At 64.9% G+C, this 18500-nt stretch carries 17 protein-coding genes; 10 read left to right on the forward strand and 7 right to left on the reverse strand.

The genetic code is table 11. The features are described from left to right. The 5 genes from RRX38_RS02285 to RRX38_RS02305 all read right to left on the reverse strand — a co-directional run bounded on the left by RRX38_RS02285 (position 1) and on the right by RRX38_RS02305 (position 4481). Positions 1–753: a GntR family transcriptional regulator gene (locus RRX38_RS02285; RefSeq protein ID WP_315961329.1), complete on the reverse strand. Its 753-nt coding sequence runs from the start codon at positions 751–753 to the stop codon at positions 1–3. A gap of 194 nt (positions 754–947) precedes the next feature. After that, positions 948–1433 (reverse strand): flavin reductase family protein, encoded by a 486-nt coding sequence (locus RRX38_RS02290; RefSeq protein ID WP_315961330.1) that lies wholly within the window; start codon positions 1431–1433, stop codon positions 948–950. Between the two features lie 14 nt (positions 1434–1447). After that, a complete protein-coding gene (locus RRX38_RS02295; protein WP_315961331.1) occupies positions 1448–2929 on the reverse strand; it encodes an aldehyde dehydrogenase in 1482 nt (493 codons plus the stop codon). Further along, positions 2926–3759 (reverse strand): alpha/beta fold hydrolase, encoded by an 834-nt coding sequence (locus RRX38_RS02300; protein ID WP_315961332.1) that lies wholly within the window; start codon positions 3757–3759, stop codon positions 2926–2928. Before RRX38_RS02300 ends, RRX38_RS02295 begins: the two co-directional genes overlap by 4 nt. Before the next feature lie 128 nt (positions 3760–3887). Continuing rightward, complete coding sequence (locus RRX38_RS02305; RefSeq protein ID WP_315961333.1) at positions 3888–4481, reverse strand: amino acid synthesis family protein; 594 nt, start codon at positions 4479–4481, stop codon at positions 3888–3890. A 258-nt stretch (positions 4482–4739) separates the two neighbouring features. Here RRX38_RS02305 and RRX38_RS02310 point away from each other — a divergent pair, with 258 nt between their 5' ends. The 5 genes from RRX38_RS02310 (at position 4740) to RRX38_RS02330 (ending at position 11134) form a co-directional block, all read left to right on the forward strand. Continuing rightward, positions 4740–5675 carry a helix-turn-helix domain-containing protein gene (locus tag RRX38_RS02310; RefSeq protein ID WP_315962619.1) on the forward strand — a complete coding sequence of 312 codons (936 nt, stop codon included), beginning with the start codon at positions 4740–4742 and terminating at the stop codon, positions 5673–5675. A 59-nt stretch (positions 5676–5734) separates the two neighbouring features. After that, positions 5735–6658 (forward strand): transporter, encoded by a 924-nt coding sequence (locus RRX38_RS02315; protein ID WP_315961334.1) that lies wholly within the window; start codon positions 5735–5737, stop codon positions 6656–6658. An 11-nt stretch (positions 6659–6669) separates the two neighbouring features. Beyond that, a complete protein-coding gene (locus RRX38_RS02320) occupies positions 6670–7902 on the forward strand; it encodes an MFS transporter (RefSeq protein WP_315961335.1) in 1233 nt (410 codons plus the stop codon). A 4-nt stretch (positions 7903–7906) separates the two neighbouring features. Next, the gene (locus tag RRX38_RS02325) at positions 7907–9361 is read left to right on the forward strand and encodes an amidase (protein ID WP_315961336.1); all 1455 of its coding nucleotides are present in this window, start codon (positions 7907–7909) and stop codon (positions 9359–9361) included. A gap of 333 nt (positions 9362–9694) precedes the next feature. Further along, positions 9695–11134, forward strand: a complete 1440-nt coding sequence (locus tag RRX38_RS02330) for a sensor domain-containing diguanylate cyclase (RefSeq protein WP_315961337.1) — start codon at positions 9695–9697, stop codon at positions 11132–11134. A 1-nt stretch (position 11135) separates the two neighbouring features. On the opposite strand, the gene RRX38_RS02335 is transcribed toward RRX38_RS02330, so the two are convergent. Together RRX38_RS02335 and RRX38_RS02340 are read right to left on the reverse strand one after the other, a co-directional pair. Next, complete coding sequence (locus tag RRX38_RS02335; RefSeq protein ID WP_315961338.1) at positions 11136–14264, reverse strand: efflux RND transporter permease subunit; 3129 nt, start codon at positions 14262–14264, stop codon at positions 11136–11138. Between the two features lie 21 nt (positions 14265–14285). Further along, the gene (locus tag RRX38_RS02340; RefSeq protein WP_315961339.1) at positions 14286–15437 is read right to left on the reverse strand and encodes an efflux RND transporter periplasmic adaptor subunit; all 1152 of its coding nucleotides are present in this window, start codon (positions 15435–15437) and stop codon (positions 14286–14288) included. A 185-nt stretch (positions 15438–15622) separates the two neighbouring features. Here RRX38_RS02340 and RRX38_RS02345 point away from each other — a divergent pair, with 185 nt between their 5' ends. The 5 genes from RRX38_RS02345 (at position 15623) to RRX38_RS02365 (ending at position 18443) form a co-directional block, all read left to right on the forward strand. Further along, positions 15623–16189 carry a transcriptional regulator gene (locus RRX38_RS02345; protein ID WP_315961340.1) on the forward strand — a complete coding sequence of 189 codons (567 nt, stop codon included), beginning with the start codon at positions 15623–15625 and terminating at the stop codon, positions 16187–16189. Between the two features lie 132 nt (positions 16190–16321). Further along, positions 16322–16705, forward strand: coding sequence for a DUF2946 family protein (locus RRX38_RS02350; RefSeq protein WP_315961341.1), 384 nt, complete (start codon positions 16322–16324; stop codon positions 16703–16705). Positions 16706–16791: 86 nt separating this feature from the next. Continuing rightward, a complete protein-coding gene (locus RRX38_RS02355) occupies positions 16792–17400 on the forward strand; it encodes an SCO family protein (RefSeq protein ID WP_315961342.1) in 609 nt (202 codons plus the stop codon). After that, complete coding sequence (locus RRX38_RS02360; protein ID WP_315961343.1) at positions 17400–17897, forward strand: copper chaperone PCu(A)C; 498 nt, start codon at positions 17400–17402, stop codon at positions 17895–17897. The genes RRX38_RS02355 and RRX38_RS02360 overlap by 1 nt, the downstream gene beginning before the upstream one ends. 369 nt (positions 17898–18266) lie before the next feature. Next, a complete protein-coding gene (locus tag RRX38_RS02365) occupies positions 18267–18443 on the forward strand; it encodes a hypothetical protein (protein WP_315961344.1) in 177 nt (58 codons plus the stop codon). The last annotated feature ends 57 nt before the right edge of the window (positions 18444–18500 follow it).

Here is an 18500-nt window from a genome sequence, read left to right on the forward strand (position 1 = left end):
TCAGCTTCCTATGCGTGGGTCTTTGATGGCCATCGGCTGCACAATTTCACGTGCCTGGGTGTCGTCGTCCTGCTTGGACTGCAGGTACTCCAGCGCCACGCGGGCGGCGTTGCGGACGTGGTCCACCGAGGCCTGGTGGGCGGCCAGCGGGTCACCGCTCTTGATCGCCTCGACCATGCGCTCCATTTCCTGGTTGCTGGCGCCGCGGCGGTTTTCCTGGGATACCGAGGTGGCGCGCAGGTAGCTGATGCGGGCCTGCAACTGGCGCAGCTGGGTGGCCGCCACATGGTTGCCGGAGCCTTCGAGCAACACGTCGTAGAAGCCCTGTACCGAATCGATGACCTGCTGCAGCTCGCCGTCCTTGAGGGCCTGGCGGTTCTCTTCCAGGGCGTTCTCCAGGGCGCGGATGTCGCGGGGCGTGGCGCGCAGGGTAAAGAGCTGGACGATCAGGCCTTCGAGCACGCAGCGCAGCTCGTAGATGTCGCAGGCGTCTTCGAGGGTGATGATCGCCACGCGCGGGCCTTTGGCGTCAGCGAACTCCACCAGGCCTTCGGACTCCAGATGCCGCAGGGCCTCGCGGACCGACGTACGACTGACCCCCAGGCGGTCGCACAGGTCGCGCTCGACCAGGCGGTCGCCGGGCAGCAACTGGAAGTTCATGATCGCGCTGCGCAGTTTGTCCAACACGATTTCCCGCAGGGTGACGGGATTGCGGTTGACCTTGAAGGTATCGTCGAGGGGCAGGCGTTTCATCGGTTCGGCTCGGAGTTTGGCTGACTGCTTGGCGAAGAAGGGTCCGTTGCACGAACCTTCATACCCCGCGACAGCCAGAAATGGACTGGGGTCATGCAAAGGCCCGGGCACCCTGAGGTACCCGGGCCGTCGCCGAGTTTATCACGCCGTGGCCTCGAACCAGCAAGGCTGCCCATGTCGGCGTTTTCCGAGATTCAGGCCAGTGCCGGCAGGGCGCCGAGCTTGCCGCGATGATAGATCATCGGGGTAGCGGGCGTTTCCGGCAGGATCAGGTTCTTCACCGCGCCGACGATGATCGCGTGGTCGCCGCCATCGTATTCGCGCCACAGCTCGCACTCGATGATCGCCGTGGCCTTGGCCAGCAGCGGGTTGCCCAGTGCGCTGAGGCTGTACTCGATGCCTTTGGCCTTGTCCTTGCCCTTGCCGGCGAAGGCATAGGCTTCGGCCTGCTGGTCGGCGCTGAGCAGGTGGATGGCGAAGCGTTTGCTGTCGCGCAGCACCGGGTAGGTGTCGGAGGCGTAATTGGGGCAGAACAGCACCAGTGCCGGGTCGATGGACAGTGCGCTGAACGCGCTGGCGGTGATGCCTACCAGGTTGCCCTCGGTGTCCAGGGTGGTGACGATGGTCACCCCGGACGGGAAGGAGCCCATGACTTCTTTGTAGATACCGGGTTCGATCATTGCTGCAGCCTCGGTTAACGCATCACGAAGGGATCGGGCATCGGCGCTTGCGAGAGGTTGATCCATACCGTCTTGAGTTCGGTATAGGCCAGCACCGAATCGATGCCGCTCTCACGGCCATAGCCGCTGTTCTTGAAACCGCCGATGGGCGCCATGGCCGATACCGCACGGTAGGTGTTGACCCAGATGATACCGGAACGCACGTCACGAGCCAGCCGGTGCGCACGCCCCAGGTCACGGGTCCAGATGCCGGCGGCCAGGCCGAACTGCGAGTCGTTGGCGATGGCCAGGGCCTCGGCCTCGTCCTTGAAGCGGATGACCGAGGCCACGGGGCCGAAGACTTCCTCCTGCATGATCTTCATCGAGTTGCTGTCGCACTCGAACAGGGTCGGCTCGTAGAACCAGCCGGCCTCGGCGGTATCCGGGCGCTTGCCGCCCAGGCGCAGGCGCGCGCCTTCGGCCAGGGCGTCGGCGACCAGGCCTTCGACCACAGCCAGTTGCTGGGCGGTGGCCATCGGGCCCATCTCGCTGGTTTCATCCTGCGGGTTGCCGATACGGATGCGCTTGGCGCGTTCGATCAACCGCTCGACGAACTCGTCGAAGATCTCGTCTTGCACCAGCAGGCGCGAGCCGGCCACGCAGCTTTGTCCGGAGGCGGCGTAGATACCGGCCACCACGCCGTTGATGGCGCTGTCCAGGTCGGCGTCGGCGAAGATGATGTTGGGTGACTTGCCACCCAGTTCCAGCGACAGCTTGGCGAAGTTCTCGGCGCTGCTGCGCACCACGTGACGCGCCGTGGCAGCGCCGCCGGTGAAGGCGATCTTGCGCACCAGCGGGTGACGAGTGAGCGCCGCACCGGTGCTCGGGCCGTAGCCGGTGACCACGTTGACCACGCCGGCCGGGAAGCCGGCTTGCAGCGCCAGGCGAGCCAGTTCGAGGATGGTCGCCGAGGCGTGTTCGGAGGGCTTGAGCACGATGGTGTTGCCGGCGGCCAGGGCCGGGGCCAGCTTGATCGCGGTCAGGTACAGCGGGCTGTTCCAGGGGATGATCCCGGCGACCACGCCCATCGGCTCGTGCACGGTGTAGGCGAACAGGTCTGGCTTGTCGAGGGGCAGGGTGCCGCCTTCGAGTTTGTCGGCCAGGCCGGCGGTGTAATGGAAGAACTCCGGCAGGTAGCCGACCTGGCCGCGGGTTTCGCGGATCAGCTTGCCGTTGTCACGGCTTTCCAGCTGAGCCAGGTGTTCCTTGTTCTCGGCGATCAGGTCACCCAGGCGACGCAGCAGCTTGCCCCGCGCAGTGGCGGTCAGGCCACGCCAGGCCGGGCTTTCGAACGCCTGCTGCGCGGCCTGCACGGCGCGCTCCACGTCCGCCTCGTCGGCGTCGGGCAGTTGTGCCCAGGGCTCGGCCAGCGCCGGGTTCAGGCTGTCGAAGGTCTTGCCGGACAGCGCATCGACCCATTGGCCGTCGATGCACATCTGGAAGCGGGTAAGGCTCATGCAACATCCCCTTTGATCGGGTTGTGTAAGGCTGCGGACTTGTCGAGGAAGTCCAGCAGCACCTGATTGACCAGGCGCGGCGACTCGACCGGCATCATATGCCGTTGCTCAGGCAGGATCGCCACTTCGGCACCCTTGATGCGCATCGCCAGCTGGCGCGCCATGTCCGGGGTCGAACCGGGGTCAAGCTCACCGGTGGCCACCAGCGTCGGAACACTGATGCTGCCCAGGTCCTCGGCACGGTACATGTCCTGGGTGGCGAACAGTTTATAGGTGGTCAGGTAGCCCTGCGGGTCGTTGTTGGCCAGGTCCTGGCGGATCGCGGCGATCTGCGCCGGGTTGGCCGCCTGGTATTCACGGCTGAACCAGCGCGCCAGGGCTTCGCCGGCATTGGCGTCCGGGCCGTGCTCGGCAGCCTGACTGGTGCGTGCGATGACCCCGGCACGCTGCTCGGGCGTACGGTTGAACACGCTGTTGAGGATCACCAGGCCGGCCAGGCGCTGCGGGTAGTGCAGGGCGAAGGCTCGCGCGACCAGGCCACCCATCGAGAAGCCGATCACCGTGGCATGCTCGATACCCAGATGGTCGAGCAGCTCGAGCAACTGTTCGGCATAGCCTGGCAGGCCGGTGTCTGGCTCAGGGCGCGGGCTGGCGCCGTGGCCGAGCATGTCGTAGGCGATGACCCGGTAGTTGGTGGACAGGCCGACAATCTGCCCGCCCCACATTTCTTTGTTGAGCCCCACCCCGTGAATCAACACCACGGGATGGCCCTGGCCGGTCGTCAGGTAGCTGGTGCCGGCCGGGGTGCGTTCAGCGGAGAGCTGAATCATGGATTGCTCCTGCACAGGTGTTATCGGGCGCTGTTCCGGAGCCGGCGGTCCTGCGGCAGGGCAGTGCAACAGCGCTGCGCGTGCCAGGCAGGTGCCTGCCGACTCCGGTGACAGATGCGTTTGGCAAATTATTGCGCAGCTTTTTCGGCTGCCAGTTCTTCCAGGTCGATATAGCGGTTGCCGATGCGTGGGTGCAGGCGGCCACCGTCGGCGGCACCCAGCACCACGATAATCTCGTCGGCGCGTGGCGAATCTTCGATCTGCATTTCCAGGGTGATGTAGTGCGAACGCAGACCTTCGTCATCCTTGTGCATCATCGGAATCTGGATGGAGGTGCCTGGCCCGCCGCGCTTGTTGGTGAAGCTCAGGTAGCTCTTGGCTTTTACCGCTTCACGGTAGTGGTTGCCGAAGCGCAAGGTGTGGATCACGGCCGAGGCGTGTTCGATCTCGCCATCGGCACCGACCACGGCGGCCTTGCCGTAGGCTTCGATCTTGTCGGCACCACCGATGGCGGCGGTCAGCCGCTCGACCATCAGCGCGCCGAGATCGGAGCACCAGGCACGGATTTCCGGTTTGAGGTCTTCCACGAAGCCACGACCGACCCACGGGTTCTTGATCACCGCTGCCAGGCCGACCATGGTCACCGGCTTGTCGGTGGCCTTGCCACCTTCGATGAAGGTTTCTTCGGAGTAGGTGACGATCTTGCGGATTTCAAAGCTCATGGAGGGCTCCCATCGGTTGGGCGGTTGTATTTCGTATGATGGTATACCATAAGATTGCTTGCGCAAGCCCTTTCTTGTCCCGCCACGAAAAAAGGCCTCACGAGAGGGCCATCGGTCACTATCCGATTCCGGCACAAATCGCCTGCTCCCCGCTGGCAGGGAACGAAACTTGCCTTGATCTTCCCGATTGCGTGGGGGGTTACCAAGATGCACGAGCACAATGCGGCGGACCATGAATCTGCCTGGAACATCCCCGGCATGCGTCATTGCCGGGCCACCGATATCGATGAACATGCGCACAACCTGTCCAGCTGGAAGCTGCACTACGACCAGGTGACGCCCGGACGCTTCAGCGGCGAACTCACCGAGCTGCGCTGTGGCTGGATGCAACTGGTGCGCGACCGTTCCAACCAGTCGATGGTCAAGAGCGGCCAGGCCTGGCCCGGCGCGGTGACCTTCAGCCTGCCACTGGCGCCGCACGGCGACGTCTACTGTGCCGGCCATACTATTCGGACTCCCAGCCTGCTGATCGCCCAGGCCGATGACCTGCCGCAGATCCGTACGCCAGGAACCCTCGACCTGCTATGCATCGCCGTGGAGCGCCAGGCGCTGGAAGAAGTGCTGCAGCAGCAGAACCAGACCCTCGGGATCAGCGCCTTTCCCACCTGTTACCGTCTGGAAGAGGCGGGGTTACACATAGAGCTGTACAACCTGCTCAACGAGCTGTTCAGCCCGCAGGGGCAACTGTCGGCGCTGCGCTATGAGGCGATCCGCCACGGGCTGCGCGATGCGCTGATGCTGCAACTGCTCGACCAGCTTGCCCAGGACCCGGAGCCTCTCAACGGTACGGCACGAAAGCGCATGGTCGACCGCGCCCGCGACTACGCGCTGGCCCACCTCGACCAGCCGTTCACCCTGCTGGAGCTATGCAACAGCATCGGTGCCAGCCGCCGCAAGTTGCAGTACTGCTTCCAGGAAGCCCTGGGCATCAACCCGCTGGCCTACCTGCGCGCGGTGCGCCTCAATGCGGTGCGTCGTGAGCTGTTGGGGGGCGAGGGCGTCATGTCGGTGCAGGACGTCGCCGCGCGCTGGGGCTTCTGGCACCTGAGCCGTTTTTCCGGGGAGTACCGGCAGATGTTCGGCGAGTTGCCATCGCAAACCCTCCGGCGCGTGAGCTGTGCTGAAAATGGATAACGGCGGCTGACCCGTCCGCCACAGGATGTCCCTGTCCACACTCGACCAAGGGGCATCCCATGAACCATAAGAAAAAAAATGCACAGACGCTGGTGTTCGCCGGCCTGATGGGCCTGGCTGGCGGTGCGCTGGCCACGGAAAACGGCGCGCCGACCACGGCCTTCGGTGTCTACGACTTCGGCGCCGGGATGATGCCGCCGACCACGCCCAACGGTACCGTGGGTTTGCGCACCAACTGGTACAAGGCCACCGTGCAGAAGGACCGTCGTGGGGACGACGTGCCCAATGACTTCTCGCTGAGCGTGCTGTCGCTGGGCCTGGCCTACATCCGCATGACCGACTACAACTTGTTCGGCGCTCGCTATGGCTTCAGCACCGTGGTGCCGTTCTTCAAGATGGACGCCGAAGTGGGGATCGACACGCCGGCCGGGCGCCTGGAACTGGCCGCCGACCCGTTCCGCCTGGCGGACATTCAGGTCACCCCGCTGATTCTGGAGTGGAAGCTGGCGCCCAACCTGTTCGTCAATACGCAGTTCCAGATCCAGGCACCCACCGGCGACTACGATCGCAATCGTCTGGTTTCGCCCGGCCTCAACCACTGGACTTTCTCGCCGATGGTCAACGCCACCTGGATCAGCGAGACCGGGTTCGAGGTGTCGTCGAGCTTCCAGGTCGACTTCAACACCCGCAACGACGCCACCGATTACAAGAACGGCACCGAATATCGTCATGAATTCGCCGTGGGCCAGCATTTCGGTCCGTGGACCGCTGGGATCGGTGGCTACTACTACCGGCAGTTCAGCGACGATGATGCGCCGAACCTCACCACCGGCAACCGTGCCAGAGTCCTGGCCGTCGGGCCGGCGCTGGGCTTCGTACAGCCGGGACTGCCGGCCGTCTGGCTGCACGCCTACAAGGAATTCGAGGCACGTAACCGTGCCGAGGGTTATGCCGTCGCGCTGCGCGTCGGCGTGAGCTTCTGAGGAGCATCAGCATGACAACTCTGAATGAGAAAACCCTCAGGACCGCCAGTGGGCGGCGTGAGGGCGCGGTACTGGTGCTGGGCAGCAGCCTGACGGTGATGGGCGCGGTGATGGTTGCCCCGGTGATGCCGCAGATCGGCGCCGAGTTCGGGCCGACCACGGCGCATGCCGATGCGCTGGTGCCTCTGGTGGTGGCCGGCCCGGCGCTGGCCATTGCCTTGTTCGCGCCGTTGGCCGGCTGGCTGGCCGACCGTATCGGGCGCAAGAACCTGCTGCTGCTCGGCACGCTGTTCTACGCGCTGCTCGGTGCCTTGCCGCTGCTGCTCCATGACCTGTTGTCCATCGTCGTCGTGCGGCTGCTGTTCGGTTGTGCGGAAGCCGCGGTGATGACCTGCTGCGCGACGCTGATCGCCGACTATTGGCACGGCGAAGAGCGGATGCGCTACGTCAATCGCCAGGTGGTGACCATCGGCTCGGTTGGCGCGCTGTTCTTCGTGGCCGGCGGCGCCTTGGGCGAGCACAGCTGGCGCCTGCCGTTCGCCCTGTACCTGCTGCCCTTGCTGTTGCTGCCGCTGATGGCGCGCTGGCTGTGGGAGCCGCCACGTCAGGCGGCGCAGCAGCCGGTGGCCGGTGAGCGAGGGCGGGTGGCGCTCGGTTCGCTGCTGATCGGCTACGCCCTGGTATTCGTCGGCATGATTCTGACCTTCGTGGTTCCGGTACAGACGCCCGGCCTGTTGGTGGCCATGGGCGTGACCTCCAGCACGCTGATCGGCCTCTCCGCAGGGTTGGGGCTGCTGTCCACCTTGCTGGGCTCGCTGCTCTGGCCGCTGGTGCGGCGCAGTCTGGGCGTGGCCGGCGGCAACGCCCTGTTGCTGGTGCTGTTGGGTGTGGGCCTGTGGCTGCTGATGCGCGCGACCAGCTACAGCGCGGTGTTGCTGGCGGTGTTCTGCCACGGCGTAGGTGCCGGTCTGCTGGTGCCCAATGTCATGGCCCCCGTGATGAACGCTCTGACGGCCCGTACCCGTGGCCGAGGCCTGGGTGTTTTCACTGCCTGCCTGTACCTGGGCCAGTTCATCAGCCCGATGGTGGTACTGGGCGTGGCGGCGTTCGCCGGCAGTGTCGCCCAGGCGATTTTCTGCATGGCCCTGGCCGGGCTTTGTCTGGCAGCGCTTTGCGCCGCGGTGGCCGTTCAGCGTCGCCAGCTTGCCCGTGCCGACCTTTCTCCTCTGAACCATCAGGAATAACGACATGCAAGATATCCAGGCACTGTTCGATCAGGAAGATGCCACGGCGCTGGCTGCCCGCGTGCGCCAGGGCGAGGTTCACCCCGAAGAACTGCTCGAAGCCGCGATCGTGCGGCTGGAAAAGGTCGAGCCGCAGCTCAACGCGGTGGTCGAGCGGCTCTACGACAAGGCTCGTCAGGCCGCTCAGCAGCCGACCACGCGCCAGGGCCCGTTCGCTGGTGTACCGACCCTGGTCAAGGATCTGTTCTCGCCGCTGGCCGGCGCCTTGATGAGCAACGGCTCGCGTGCATTGGGCGGCGCCCGCCCAGACTTCGATGGCGAGCTGACTGCGCGCCTGCGACGCAGCGGTTGCGTGCTGATGGGCACCAGCACCTCGCCGGAATTCGGCACCTCGTACAGCACCGAATCCGACCGCTTCGGTGCGACCCATAACCCTTGGAACCTGGCGCACAGTGCCGGAGGATCCAGCGGCGGTGCGGCAGCGCTGGTGGCTGCGCGGGTGGTGCCCTTCGCACATGGCAACGATGGCGGTGGTTCGCTGCGGGTCCCAGCCTCGTGCTGTGGCGTGTTCGGCTTCAAGCCCAGCCGTGGTCTGCTGCCTTCCGGCCCGGTCGTCGGTGAAGGCTGGGCAGGGATGGGCACCGGCCATGCGATTACCCTGAGCGTGCGCGACAGCGCTGCGCTGCTGGATGCCACGGCGGGCATCGACCTGGGCGCACCTTATGCGGCGCCGCTGGCGAGCAAGCCGTATCGCCTGGCGCTGCAGGCCGACCCATCGCCCCTGCGCATCGCCCTGGTAGAGCGGGTAGGGCCTTGGGATGTGTCGTCCGAGAGCCTGGAGGCCGCGCGCGATGCGGCGCGGCTGTGCGAGTCCCTGGGCCATCACGTGGTGGTGGAAAGCCTGCCGGTGGTGCTTGAGGAGTTTCTCGACCAAGTGTTCAACATCATCGGCGCCAGCACCCGCAACTACCTGGACGTGCTGGGCCAGATGCGCGGTGCACCGGTCAACGAGGCTGAAGTGGAGGCGCGCACACGGGTCATCCTGCGTGAGCGCGGGCAGGTCAGCGGCGCCTGCTACGCCGCAGCGGTGGAATGGATCCATGCCTTCGGTCGGCGCATGGCGGCGTTCATGCAGGACTATGACGTGGTGCTGACACCGACCCTGGCGCGCCTGCCGCCGCGCATCGGCGAATTGCAGGCGGTGCGGGACGACTGGTCCATCGAACGGCTGATCGAGCACTTCCACAGCTATTCGCCGTACACGGCGCTGGCCAATGCCAGTGGCCAGCCGGCGATGTCGGTGCCGTTGTACTGGAGCCCCGGAGGGTTACCGCTGGGCGCGCACTTCATGGGCCGCTTCGGTGAGGAGTCGCTGTTGCTGGCCCTGGCCGCGCAGCTGGAACGCGCCAGGCCCTGGCAGGGGCGCGTGCCGCCGGTCAATGCGTGCAGCCTGTCCTAGGCCAATACCGTTCGATTAAGCGGCATGTGGCCCAGTGGGAGCGGCTTTAGCCGCGAAAACGCCAGGAAATTCATTGCATCTGCTGTGAACAGGCGGGCGCTTCGCGGCTGAAGCCGCTCCTGCCGGGTCTAACTGATCAGTAATGCGCCTAGCGCCATCGCACCAGGCTGAAGGGGTGATGTCATTATGATGTTGACTGCCCGGCGGTATTGGCGCAGTTTGGCGCCAATACCGTGCATATCGTGCTGACTGGTCGGGTGAGGCTTATTGAAAAGGGATCTTAGGCTAGCCGCTTGGCTGATCTTCCTGGGCTGCATCTGTGTCGTTGTGCTGATGGCCTGGCAGATCGAAACGGGGCGGCGCAATGCCCTGAACGCCATCCGCATTCAACTGAGCAATCTGTCCAACACCCTCAATACCTATAACGAGGGCTTGTTCAAGCAGAGCGAACTGGTGCTGCTCAGCCTCAGCGAGCGGATTGAGGCGAATGATGCCGATCTTTCTCGGCTGGCTGCACTCAGGCCGCTGATCGACCGGCAGATGCGCGCCATGCCAGCGGTCGACCGGATCTCGATCCTGGATGCCCAAGGCGTGAACCGCTATTCCACGCGTGAGCGGTTGATCGGTCTGGACAGCAGCAAACGCGGATTTTTCATGCACCACCGTGACCAGGTCGACCGGGACGTGTTCGTTGGCCAGGCGATCCTCAGTCCTGTCGATGACCGGTGGGGCATCACCGTCAGTCGGCGCTTCGACGATGCCCAGGGACGTTTCGCCGGCGTCGTGGTGCTGGTCATCGACGTCATGGATTTCCTGCAGGTCTACGCGGATATCCAGGTCGGCAAGTCCGGGGTGATTAGCCTGACGTCCAGTGAGGGACATCTGTTGGTGCGCTACCCGTTTCGTCCGGACGAGGTCGGCTCCGACGTTTCGAGGACGCCGATCTTCGCCATGCCGCTGCGCGAAGCGACGGCGGGCACCGTGGATTTTCGCTCCAGCGATGATCGGGTGGAGGGGGTCCACGCCTTTACTCGCAGCCGGATCTACCCGCTGGTGACCACCGTCACGGTGGGTTACGACGAGGTCATGCAGGGCTGGCGCAGCCAGAGTCGATATTCGCTGCTGGTGGTGCTGGCCCTGCTGGCGCTGCTGATCCTCATGGGGCGACGCCTGATGGGGCATATCCGCAGCCGCATTCACGCTGAACAGGCACTGCGCGAGTCGCAGGCGCGTCTGCTGGAACTCAACCGCACCCTGGAATACATCGCCGGTGAAGACACGCTCACCGGCCTGGACAACCGGCGGCGTTTCGACAGGAACCTGGATCAACAGATCGAGTGCGCGCACCGCGAGCAGCAGCCGCTGTCGCTGGTGATCCTGGACGTGGACTTCTTCAAAGGCTTCAACGACCTCTATGGCCATCTGGCGGGTGATGAGTGCCTGAAGATCCTGGCGCGAACCATCCGTCGCTGCGTGCACGGGCATGCCGACCGGGTGGCGCGTTATGGCGGTGAGGAAATCGCCCTGACCCTGCCGGGGCGCGACGCCTCGGCAGCCCTGGTGCTGGCCGAGCAGATTGCGGCACAGATACGCGGCCTGGGTCTGCCGCATCAGGGCAGCCCCTTCGGTGTGGTGACCGTCAGCCTCGGCGTGGCCAGCCTGCAGCCAGGTGGCCATGCCCGGCGCCTGATCGATGAGGCCGACCGCGCCTTGTACGCGGCCAAGGCGGCCGGGCGCGACCAGGCCCTGGCAGTGGATGCCGTGCAGGCCTGACTCAGCTTTCGCTGTTGGCCACCAACGGCTCGCCCTGGGTATGGGGCTTACGGCGCAGCACCGAGAGTACCCAGACGAAGAACACCGGCACCAGCACCACGCCCAGCAGCGTGGCGCTGAGCATGCCGCCGATCACCCCGGTGCCCAGGGCGCGCTGGCTGGCGGCACCTGCACCGGTGGCCAGGGTCAGCGGCACCACACCGAGGATGAACGCCAGGGAGGTCATCACGATGGGCCGAAAGCGCAGGCGCGCCGCCTCGATGGCCGCCTCACGCAATGGCTTGCCCTGTTCCCACTGCTCCTTGGCGAACTCGACGATGAGAATGGCGTTCTTTGCCGCCAGGCCGATGATGGTGATCAGTCCGACCTTGAAGTACACGTCGTTGGGCATGCCCACCGCCGTGACCGCCAGCACCGCGCCCAATGCCCCGACCGGCACGATGAGCATCACCACCAGGGGGATCGCCCAGCTTTCGTACAGCGCCACCATCAGCAGGAACACCACCAGCAGAGCCAGGGCGAAAAGCGTCACGGCTTGGCCGCTGGCGATCTTTTCCTGATAGGAGAGGCCGGTCCACTCATAGCCGATGCCTGCTGGCAGTTCACCCATGATTCGCTCCAGTTCGGCCATCGCGGCACCGGTGCTGACGCCAGGGGCGGCGTCACCGGCGATACGGATCGACGGGTAGCCGTTGTAGCGGGCGATCTGCACCGGGCCTTCTTCCCAGGGGGTGGTGATGAAGGCGCCCATCGGCACTGGTGTGCCGGCATTGTTGGGTACGAACAGCTTGAGCACGCTTTCCGGAGTCATTCGCGAGGCGGATTCGGCCTGTACCACCACGCGCTGCTGGCGACCGGCATTGGAGAAATCACCCACCGTGGCTGAGCCGAAGGCGGTGGACAGCGCATTGTTGATCGACTCGAAGGTCACTCCCAGGGTCCTGGCCTTGTCGCGGTCGATGACCAGGCGTAGTTGGGGGGCCTCGGCCAGGCCTTCCATCATCGCGTAGAGAATCAGCGGGTTGCCGTTGGCCTGCCCGAGCAACTGGTCGCGGGCCTTGAGCAGTGCCTCACGTCCCAGTCCGCCGCGGTCCTGCAGCCGCAGCGAGAAGCCGCCCGAGGTGCCCAGACCCTCGATGGGCGGCGGGGTCACGGCCATCACCGTACCGTCGTCGACGCTGGCGAAGGCTTGGTTGAGCGCGGCGGCTTCATCGCTGGCCGACTGGCCTTCACCGCGCTGCGACCAGTCCTTCAGGGTCGGGAAGGCCAGGGCCGCGTTTTCGCCCATGCCCGAGAAACTGAAGCCGAGGATCATGGTCACGGCCTCGGTGGCGTCGCGCTCCATCAGCCAGCGTTCCACCTGCCCGGTGGTGACATCGGTGCGCGCCCGGGTGGCGCCCGGCGGCAGCTGCACGTCGATGATGGTGTAGCCCTGGTCTTCGATGGGCACGAAGGATTCCGGCAGGCGCAGGTAGAAAAAGCCCAGCAGCGCGACGATACCCAGGTAGATGAGCATGAAGCGCCCGGCGCGCTGCAGCATGCCGCTGTTCAGCGCGCTGTAGCGTTGGGTCAGGCGCGCGAACAGGCGGTTGAACGCGCCGCGCTTTTCATGATGGCCCTGGGCAATGGGTTTGAGCAGGGTGGCGCACAGCGCCGGGGTGAAGGTCAGCGCCAGGAACCCGGAGAACAGGATCGACACCGCCAGCGATAGCGAGAACTGCCGGTAGATCACGCCCACCGAACCACCCATCAGCGCCAGGGGCAGGAACACCGCCGCCAGCACCAGGGTGATACCGACGATGGCGCCCGACACCTGGCCCATCGCCTTGACCGTGGCCGCGGCCGGCGAAAGGCCTTCCTCGGCCATGATGCGCTCGACGTTCTCGACCACCACGATGGCGTCGTCGACCAGAATGCCGATGGCCAGCACCATGCCGAACATGGTCATCATGTTCACCGAGAAGCCCAGCAGGTACATGATCGCCAGGGTGCCGGCCAGGCACACCGGCACCACGATGCTGGGGATCAGCGTGTAGCGGATGTTCTGCAGGAACAGGAACATCACTAGGAACACCAGCACCATGGCTTCGATCAGGGTGTAGATCACCTTGTCGATGGCCACATCGACGAAGCGCGAGGTGTCGTAGGGGATCGAGAACTCCACGTCATCCGGGAAGCCTGCCGACAGCTCCTGCAGGCGTTGCTTGACGGCCTCGGCGGTGGCGATGGCATTGGCGCCAGGCGACAGCTGCACGGCGCCAGCAACCGCCAGCTTGCCGTTCAGGCGCGAGTCGAAGTTGTAGTCCTGGCTGCCCACGGCGATGCGCGCGACATCTCCAAGGGTGACCCGGGAGCCATCCTGGTTGGCGCGCAGCACGATGCGTGCGAACTCGTCGGGGTTGTCGAGGGTGCCCTTGACCGCCAGGACGCCGGTCAGCTCCTGGCCCTGGGCGCCGGGGCTGCTGCCGAAGCTGCCGGCCGGCACCTGGACGTTCTGCGCGCTGAGCGCGGCGGTGACGTCGGCGATGGACAGGCCATAGCCAACCAGTTTCTGCGGGTCTATCCATACCCGCATGGCCGCCTCGGAGGCGAAGAACTGCAGCTTGCCGACGCCCGGTATGCGGCGCAGCTCGTTATTGACGTTGCGCGCAGCGTAGTCGGCCAGGGTCACGGTGCTGCGCCCGGCGGCTTCGCCCTTGTAGCTCAGCGCGTAGATCAGCAGAAAGCCCGAGTTGGCCTGCTCGACCTGCAGGCCTTGGCTGGTCACCGCCTGGGGCAGGCGGGCCTCGGCCTTCTTGATACGGTTCTGCACCTCGACCTGGGCCAGGTCCGGATTGGTCCCGGGCTTGAAGCTGACATTGATTTCGGCCACGCCGTTGGAGTTGCTGGTCGACTCGTAGTAGAGCAGCGACTTGGCACCGTTGAGTTCCTCCTCGATGACGCTGGTGACCGAGTCGACCAGGACCTTGGCGGACGCGCCGGGGTAGGTGGCGGTGATGGTGATCTGCGGCGGCGCGACGTCCGGATATTGAGCGACGGGCAGCGAGGGCAGGGCGATGAGCCCGGCCAGCAGGATGAACAGGGCCACGACCCAGGCGAAGTTGGGCCGTTTGATGAAAAACTCGGACATGAGCGCTCCTCGGAATCGGCCTTAGCGACTGGCGGACGATGCGGCGTCGGGCGCCTTGACCGTCACCTTGTCGCCGGGATTGAGACCGTTCATGGCGCCGACGATGACCTGTTCGCCGTCACTCAGGCCCTCGGTGATGTGCCAACGCGAAGCCTGCATCACCCCGGTCTTGACCGCCCGAGGCTGGGCGCTGCCGTCATTGCCGATCACCAGCACCCGTGCGCTGCCGTCGGCACTGCGCTGCACCGCGCGCTGCGGCAGCAGAATGGCGCGGGGATCGATGCTCTGCGGCGCCCGCACATTGACGTACATGCCTGGCAGCAGCAGGCCGTCTGGGTTGTTGAAGCGCGCGCGCAGAGCCACCTGGCCGGTGCTGCGCTCCACATCCACATCGGCGAACAGTAAGGTGCCGCGGCGCTCGTAGTCGGTGCCTTCGACGATCAGGCTCAAGGCGTCTTCGCCCCCTTTGGGCAGGCGCCCGTCCTGGATGGCGGCGCGCATGCGCAGCGCTTCGGCCACCGGCTGGGTGAAATCGACATAGACCGGGTCGAGCTGCTGGATGGTCGCCATCAGCGTGGCTTCGTTCTGGCCGACCAGCGCGCCTTCGGTGACCGAGGCTCGACCGATGCGCCCGGAAATGGGCGCCTTGACCGTGGCGTAGCCGAGGTTCAGCTGGGCCGTCTCGACATCGGCCTGGGCGGCACGGCGGGCGGCGAGGGCGTTCTGCACGGCGGCCTTGGCGGTGTCATAGGCCTGCTGGCTGACTGCCTCGATCTTGACCAGGGGTTCGTAGCGCTTGAGGGTCGTCTGGGCATCGAACAGCGTGGCTTCGCTGCGCGCCAGGTCGCCCTGGGCCTTGGACAGCGCGGCCTTGAACGGCGCCGGGTCGATCTGGAACAGCACCTGGCCGGCCTTGACGTCGCTGCCTTCGGTGAAGTTGCGATGCAGCACGATACCTGCCACCCGCGCACGCACCTGGGCCACGCGGACCGGTTCAACGCGGCCGGGCAGTTCGCTGATGACGGTGAAGGATTCGGGGCGCACGGTGAGGGCTTCGACCTGCCGGGGTGCGCTGGCCTGCCGAGCTGTCTCGGGTGGCTGCCCCTCGCATCCGTACAGGCCCAACATGGCGGCCAGAGCCAGCGCCAGACGTATTTCTTGCAGTTTGTTCATCACTCACCTGGGCGGCGCCCATCATCCATCGAGGCTGAAAGTGGCGATGATCCTGCTTTGTGCTATATGAGTCAATATTGGCTCATAAGACACTTTGTTGGTGTTTTGACCTTGCCCATTGAGATTGTGAGCGTTTCCTGCACAATGTCGTCGCCCACGTCGTTCAACGAGTAAAAGATCGTCCTATGGATGTAGCCGCTGCAGATTCGAGATTTCTCAAGGCCCTGGCCGTCGCCGTGGTGGATCACCAGAGTGGCACCTTCAAGGACATCGCCCAGGCGGCCGGGGTGAGCAAGGCTACGCTCAACCGCTTTTGCGGCACGCGGGCAAACCTTGTCGAAATGTTGCACGAGCACAGTTCGGCGCTGATGCTGCAGGCCGTACAGCAGGCCGACCTGGATAAGGCCGAACCTCTGGCGGCGTTGCAAAGCCTGATCGATGGGCACCTCGCCAACCGCGAAATGCTGATCTTCATGATGGCCGAATGGCGGCCGGATTTTGCCGAAGACGGTGTCGAAATGCGCCGCTGGCAGCCTTATGCCGACGCCATGGATGCCTTTTTCCTGCGTGGTCAGCATGCCGGGGTCTTTCGTATCGACATCAGTGCCCCGGTACTCACCGAGCTGTTCTGTTCAATGATCTTCGGCCTGGTGGAGTCCGAGCGCCGTGGGCGAGTGGCGCGTGCGGCGATGTCCGGAGTCTTGCGCCAGTTCTTCCTCGACGGTGCCTCGGCCAGGGTCTCCCCGGTGTGATTCCACGCCCCGGTGCGCCACTTTGCCGCATGCCGCGCGCAGCCCGTAGCCGCGTGCCTTTGCACGCCCCCGACAGGCTGACGGTCCGTACGGCGGTGTTCGCCCAGGCATCAGGGTGGTAAATTCGCCGCCATGAAATTCGTCCGCGCCCATCACGTATCGCTGGCCAGGTTGCTGGCCGGCCTGATTCTGCTCGGTGCTCTGGCCTGCAGCGTCGGCCACGGGCAGATGCTGGCTGCCTTGGCCCCGGCGGCCACGGCGGAGATCTGCGGGCCTGATGGCGCAACCTCGCACATGCACGCCGGGCATGGCATGGGGCAGGGCGAGCATGGCGTACTGATGCAGCTGGCGCAGTTCGACTGTGCCTATGCCAGCAAGCTGATCATGGGGTTGGCCGGTTTCGTCGCACTGGGCTGGCTGCTGCGCGTGCTGCGACGCCGCGCTCTGCTGCCCGAAAGCCCGGTTTGGCGGCCAGCGCGCCACAGCTCACCAGGGTGCGCTGCCCAGGCGCCCTGACCAAGGCTCTCAAGGCCCGCGATTGCGCGGGTACACCGACCGTGCGGGAGCGATCCCGTCCCGATCCCTGAGCAGGACCGTAGTGCATGAACCATAACTTTTCCCGCCGCCAGGTACTGGCTGGTCTGTCCATGTTGAGCATGGGCGGCCTGCTGGCCGGCTGTGGCGACTCCAATGTGTTGCCGTTCAAGCACGGCAAGGACATGAGCAATCAGATTCTCGGTCGTAACTTCAAGCTGCGTGACGTGGATGGCAACGTGAAGACGCTGACCAGCTTCCGCGGCTACATGCCGATGGTGTTCTTCGGCTTTACTCAGTGCCCGGCCATCTGCCCGACCACCCTGGCGCGGGCGGCGCAGATCAAGAAGCTGATGGGCGCCGACGCGCCGATCTTCCAGGTGGTGTTCATCACGCTGGACCCCGAGCGTGACACGCCCGAGGTGATCGACCGCTACGTCAAGGCCTTCGATCCCAGTTTCGTCGCGTTGTCCGGCACGCCCGAAGAAACCGCGGCCACGGCCAAGGAGTTCGGGGTGTTCTACGAAAAGGTTCCGATGGGCGACACCTATACCCTCTCGCATACCGCGACCAGCTACGTGTACGACAGCCGTGGCGTACTGCGCCTGAGCCTGGGCCACAAGCTGACTGCGCAGCAATGCACCGAAGACCTGCAAATTCTCATGGAAGTCTGCTGATGAATACGTTGATCCGTAACCCGTTCAAGGCCGCCCTGGCGGCGTTTTCGCTGTTGACCCTGAGCCTGCCGGCGTTGGCCGAGACCCAGGTGAAGGACGCCTGGGTGCGCGCCACCGTGCCGGGCCAGCCGGCCACCGGCGCCTTCATGGAACTGACCGCCAGCACCGACAGCAAGCTGATCGGCGTCGCCTCGCCAGCGGCCAAGACCGTCGAAGTGCATGAAATGAGCATGAAAGGCGAGATGATGAGCATGAAGCCGGTGAGCAGTGTCGAGCTGCCGGCCGGCAAGACCGTGGTGTTCGACAGCGAGGGGTATCACGTGATGCTCATCGGCCTGGTGGCCCAGGTGAAGGAGGGCGACCAGATCCCCCTGATCCTGACCATCCAGGACGCCAAGGGCGAGCGTCAGACCCTTGAGGTTCAGGCCCAGGCACGGGCGCTCAACAGCAGCGCCCACGATGCCCATGCCGGCCACGGCACCCACGCCGGGCATTGAATTGCCCGAAGCGGCTTCAGCCGCGCAAGGCATCCTGGCTTAAGTCAATACTGTTCGCTTAAGCGGTATATGGCCCGGTAGGAGCGGCTTTAGCCGCGAAGCGCCAGGAAATTCACTGCATCTGCTGTGAACTGGCGGTCGCTTCGCTGCTGAAGCCGCTTGTGTCTTTCGACAGGGTAAAGTCAGAGGTGAGAGGGGTGGATGGCAACTGTTAAGCCGCGGTGCCCTGAAGCACGTGTAGGAGCCCAACTGCCATCTACTCTTTTCACTCTGACTCCAAGCTCGAACAGTTGACTGAGTCCGACCTCGAACAACAAGCGTGAGCCCGTTCAGAGTGACCTCTCGCCCTTAAGCCTAGAGGTTTTTCTTATGACCGCCTACGCCGGAATCGATGTCGCCAAAGATACCCTGCAGATTGCGCTGTATCCCCAGAGCAATAGCTTCTGCACCACCAACACCTCTGAAGGAATCCACCAGCTTATCCAATGGTTAAGTGATAACCGGGTCGAGCAGGTACTGGTTGAGGCCACAGGCGGCTACATTTGACCGTTGGTCGATCTTCGGTGAAAGACAGTTGGCTCCTACCCGGCCTAGCTGAACAGT

This window comes from Pseudomonas sp. DTU_2021_1001937_2_SI_NGA_ILE_001 (genome assembly GCF_032463525.1).
Classification (GTDB): Bacteria; Pseudomonadota; Gammaproteobacteria; order Pseudomonadales; family Pseudomonadaceae; genus Aquipseudomonas.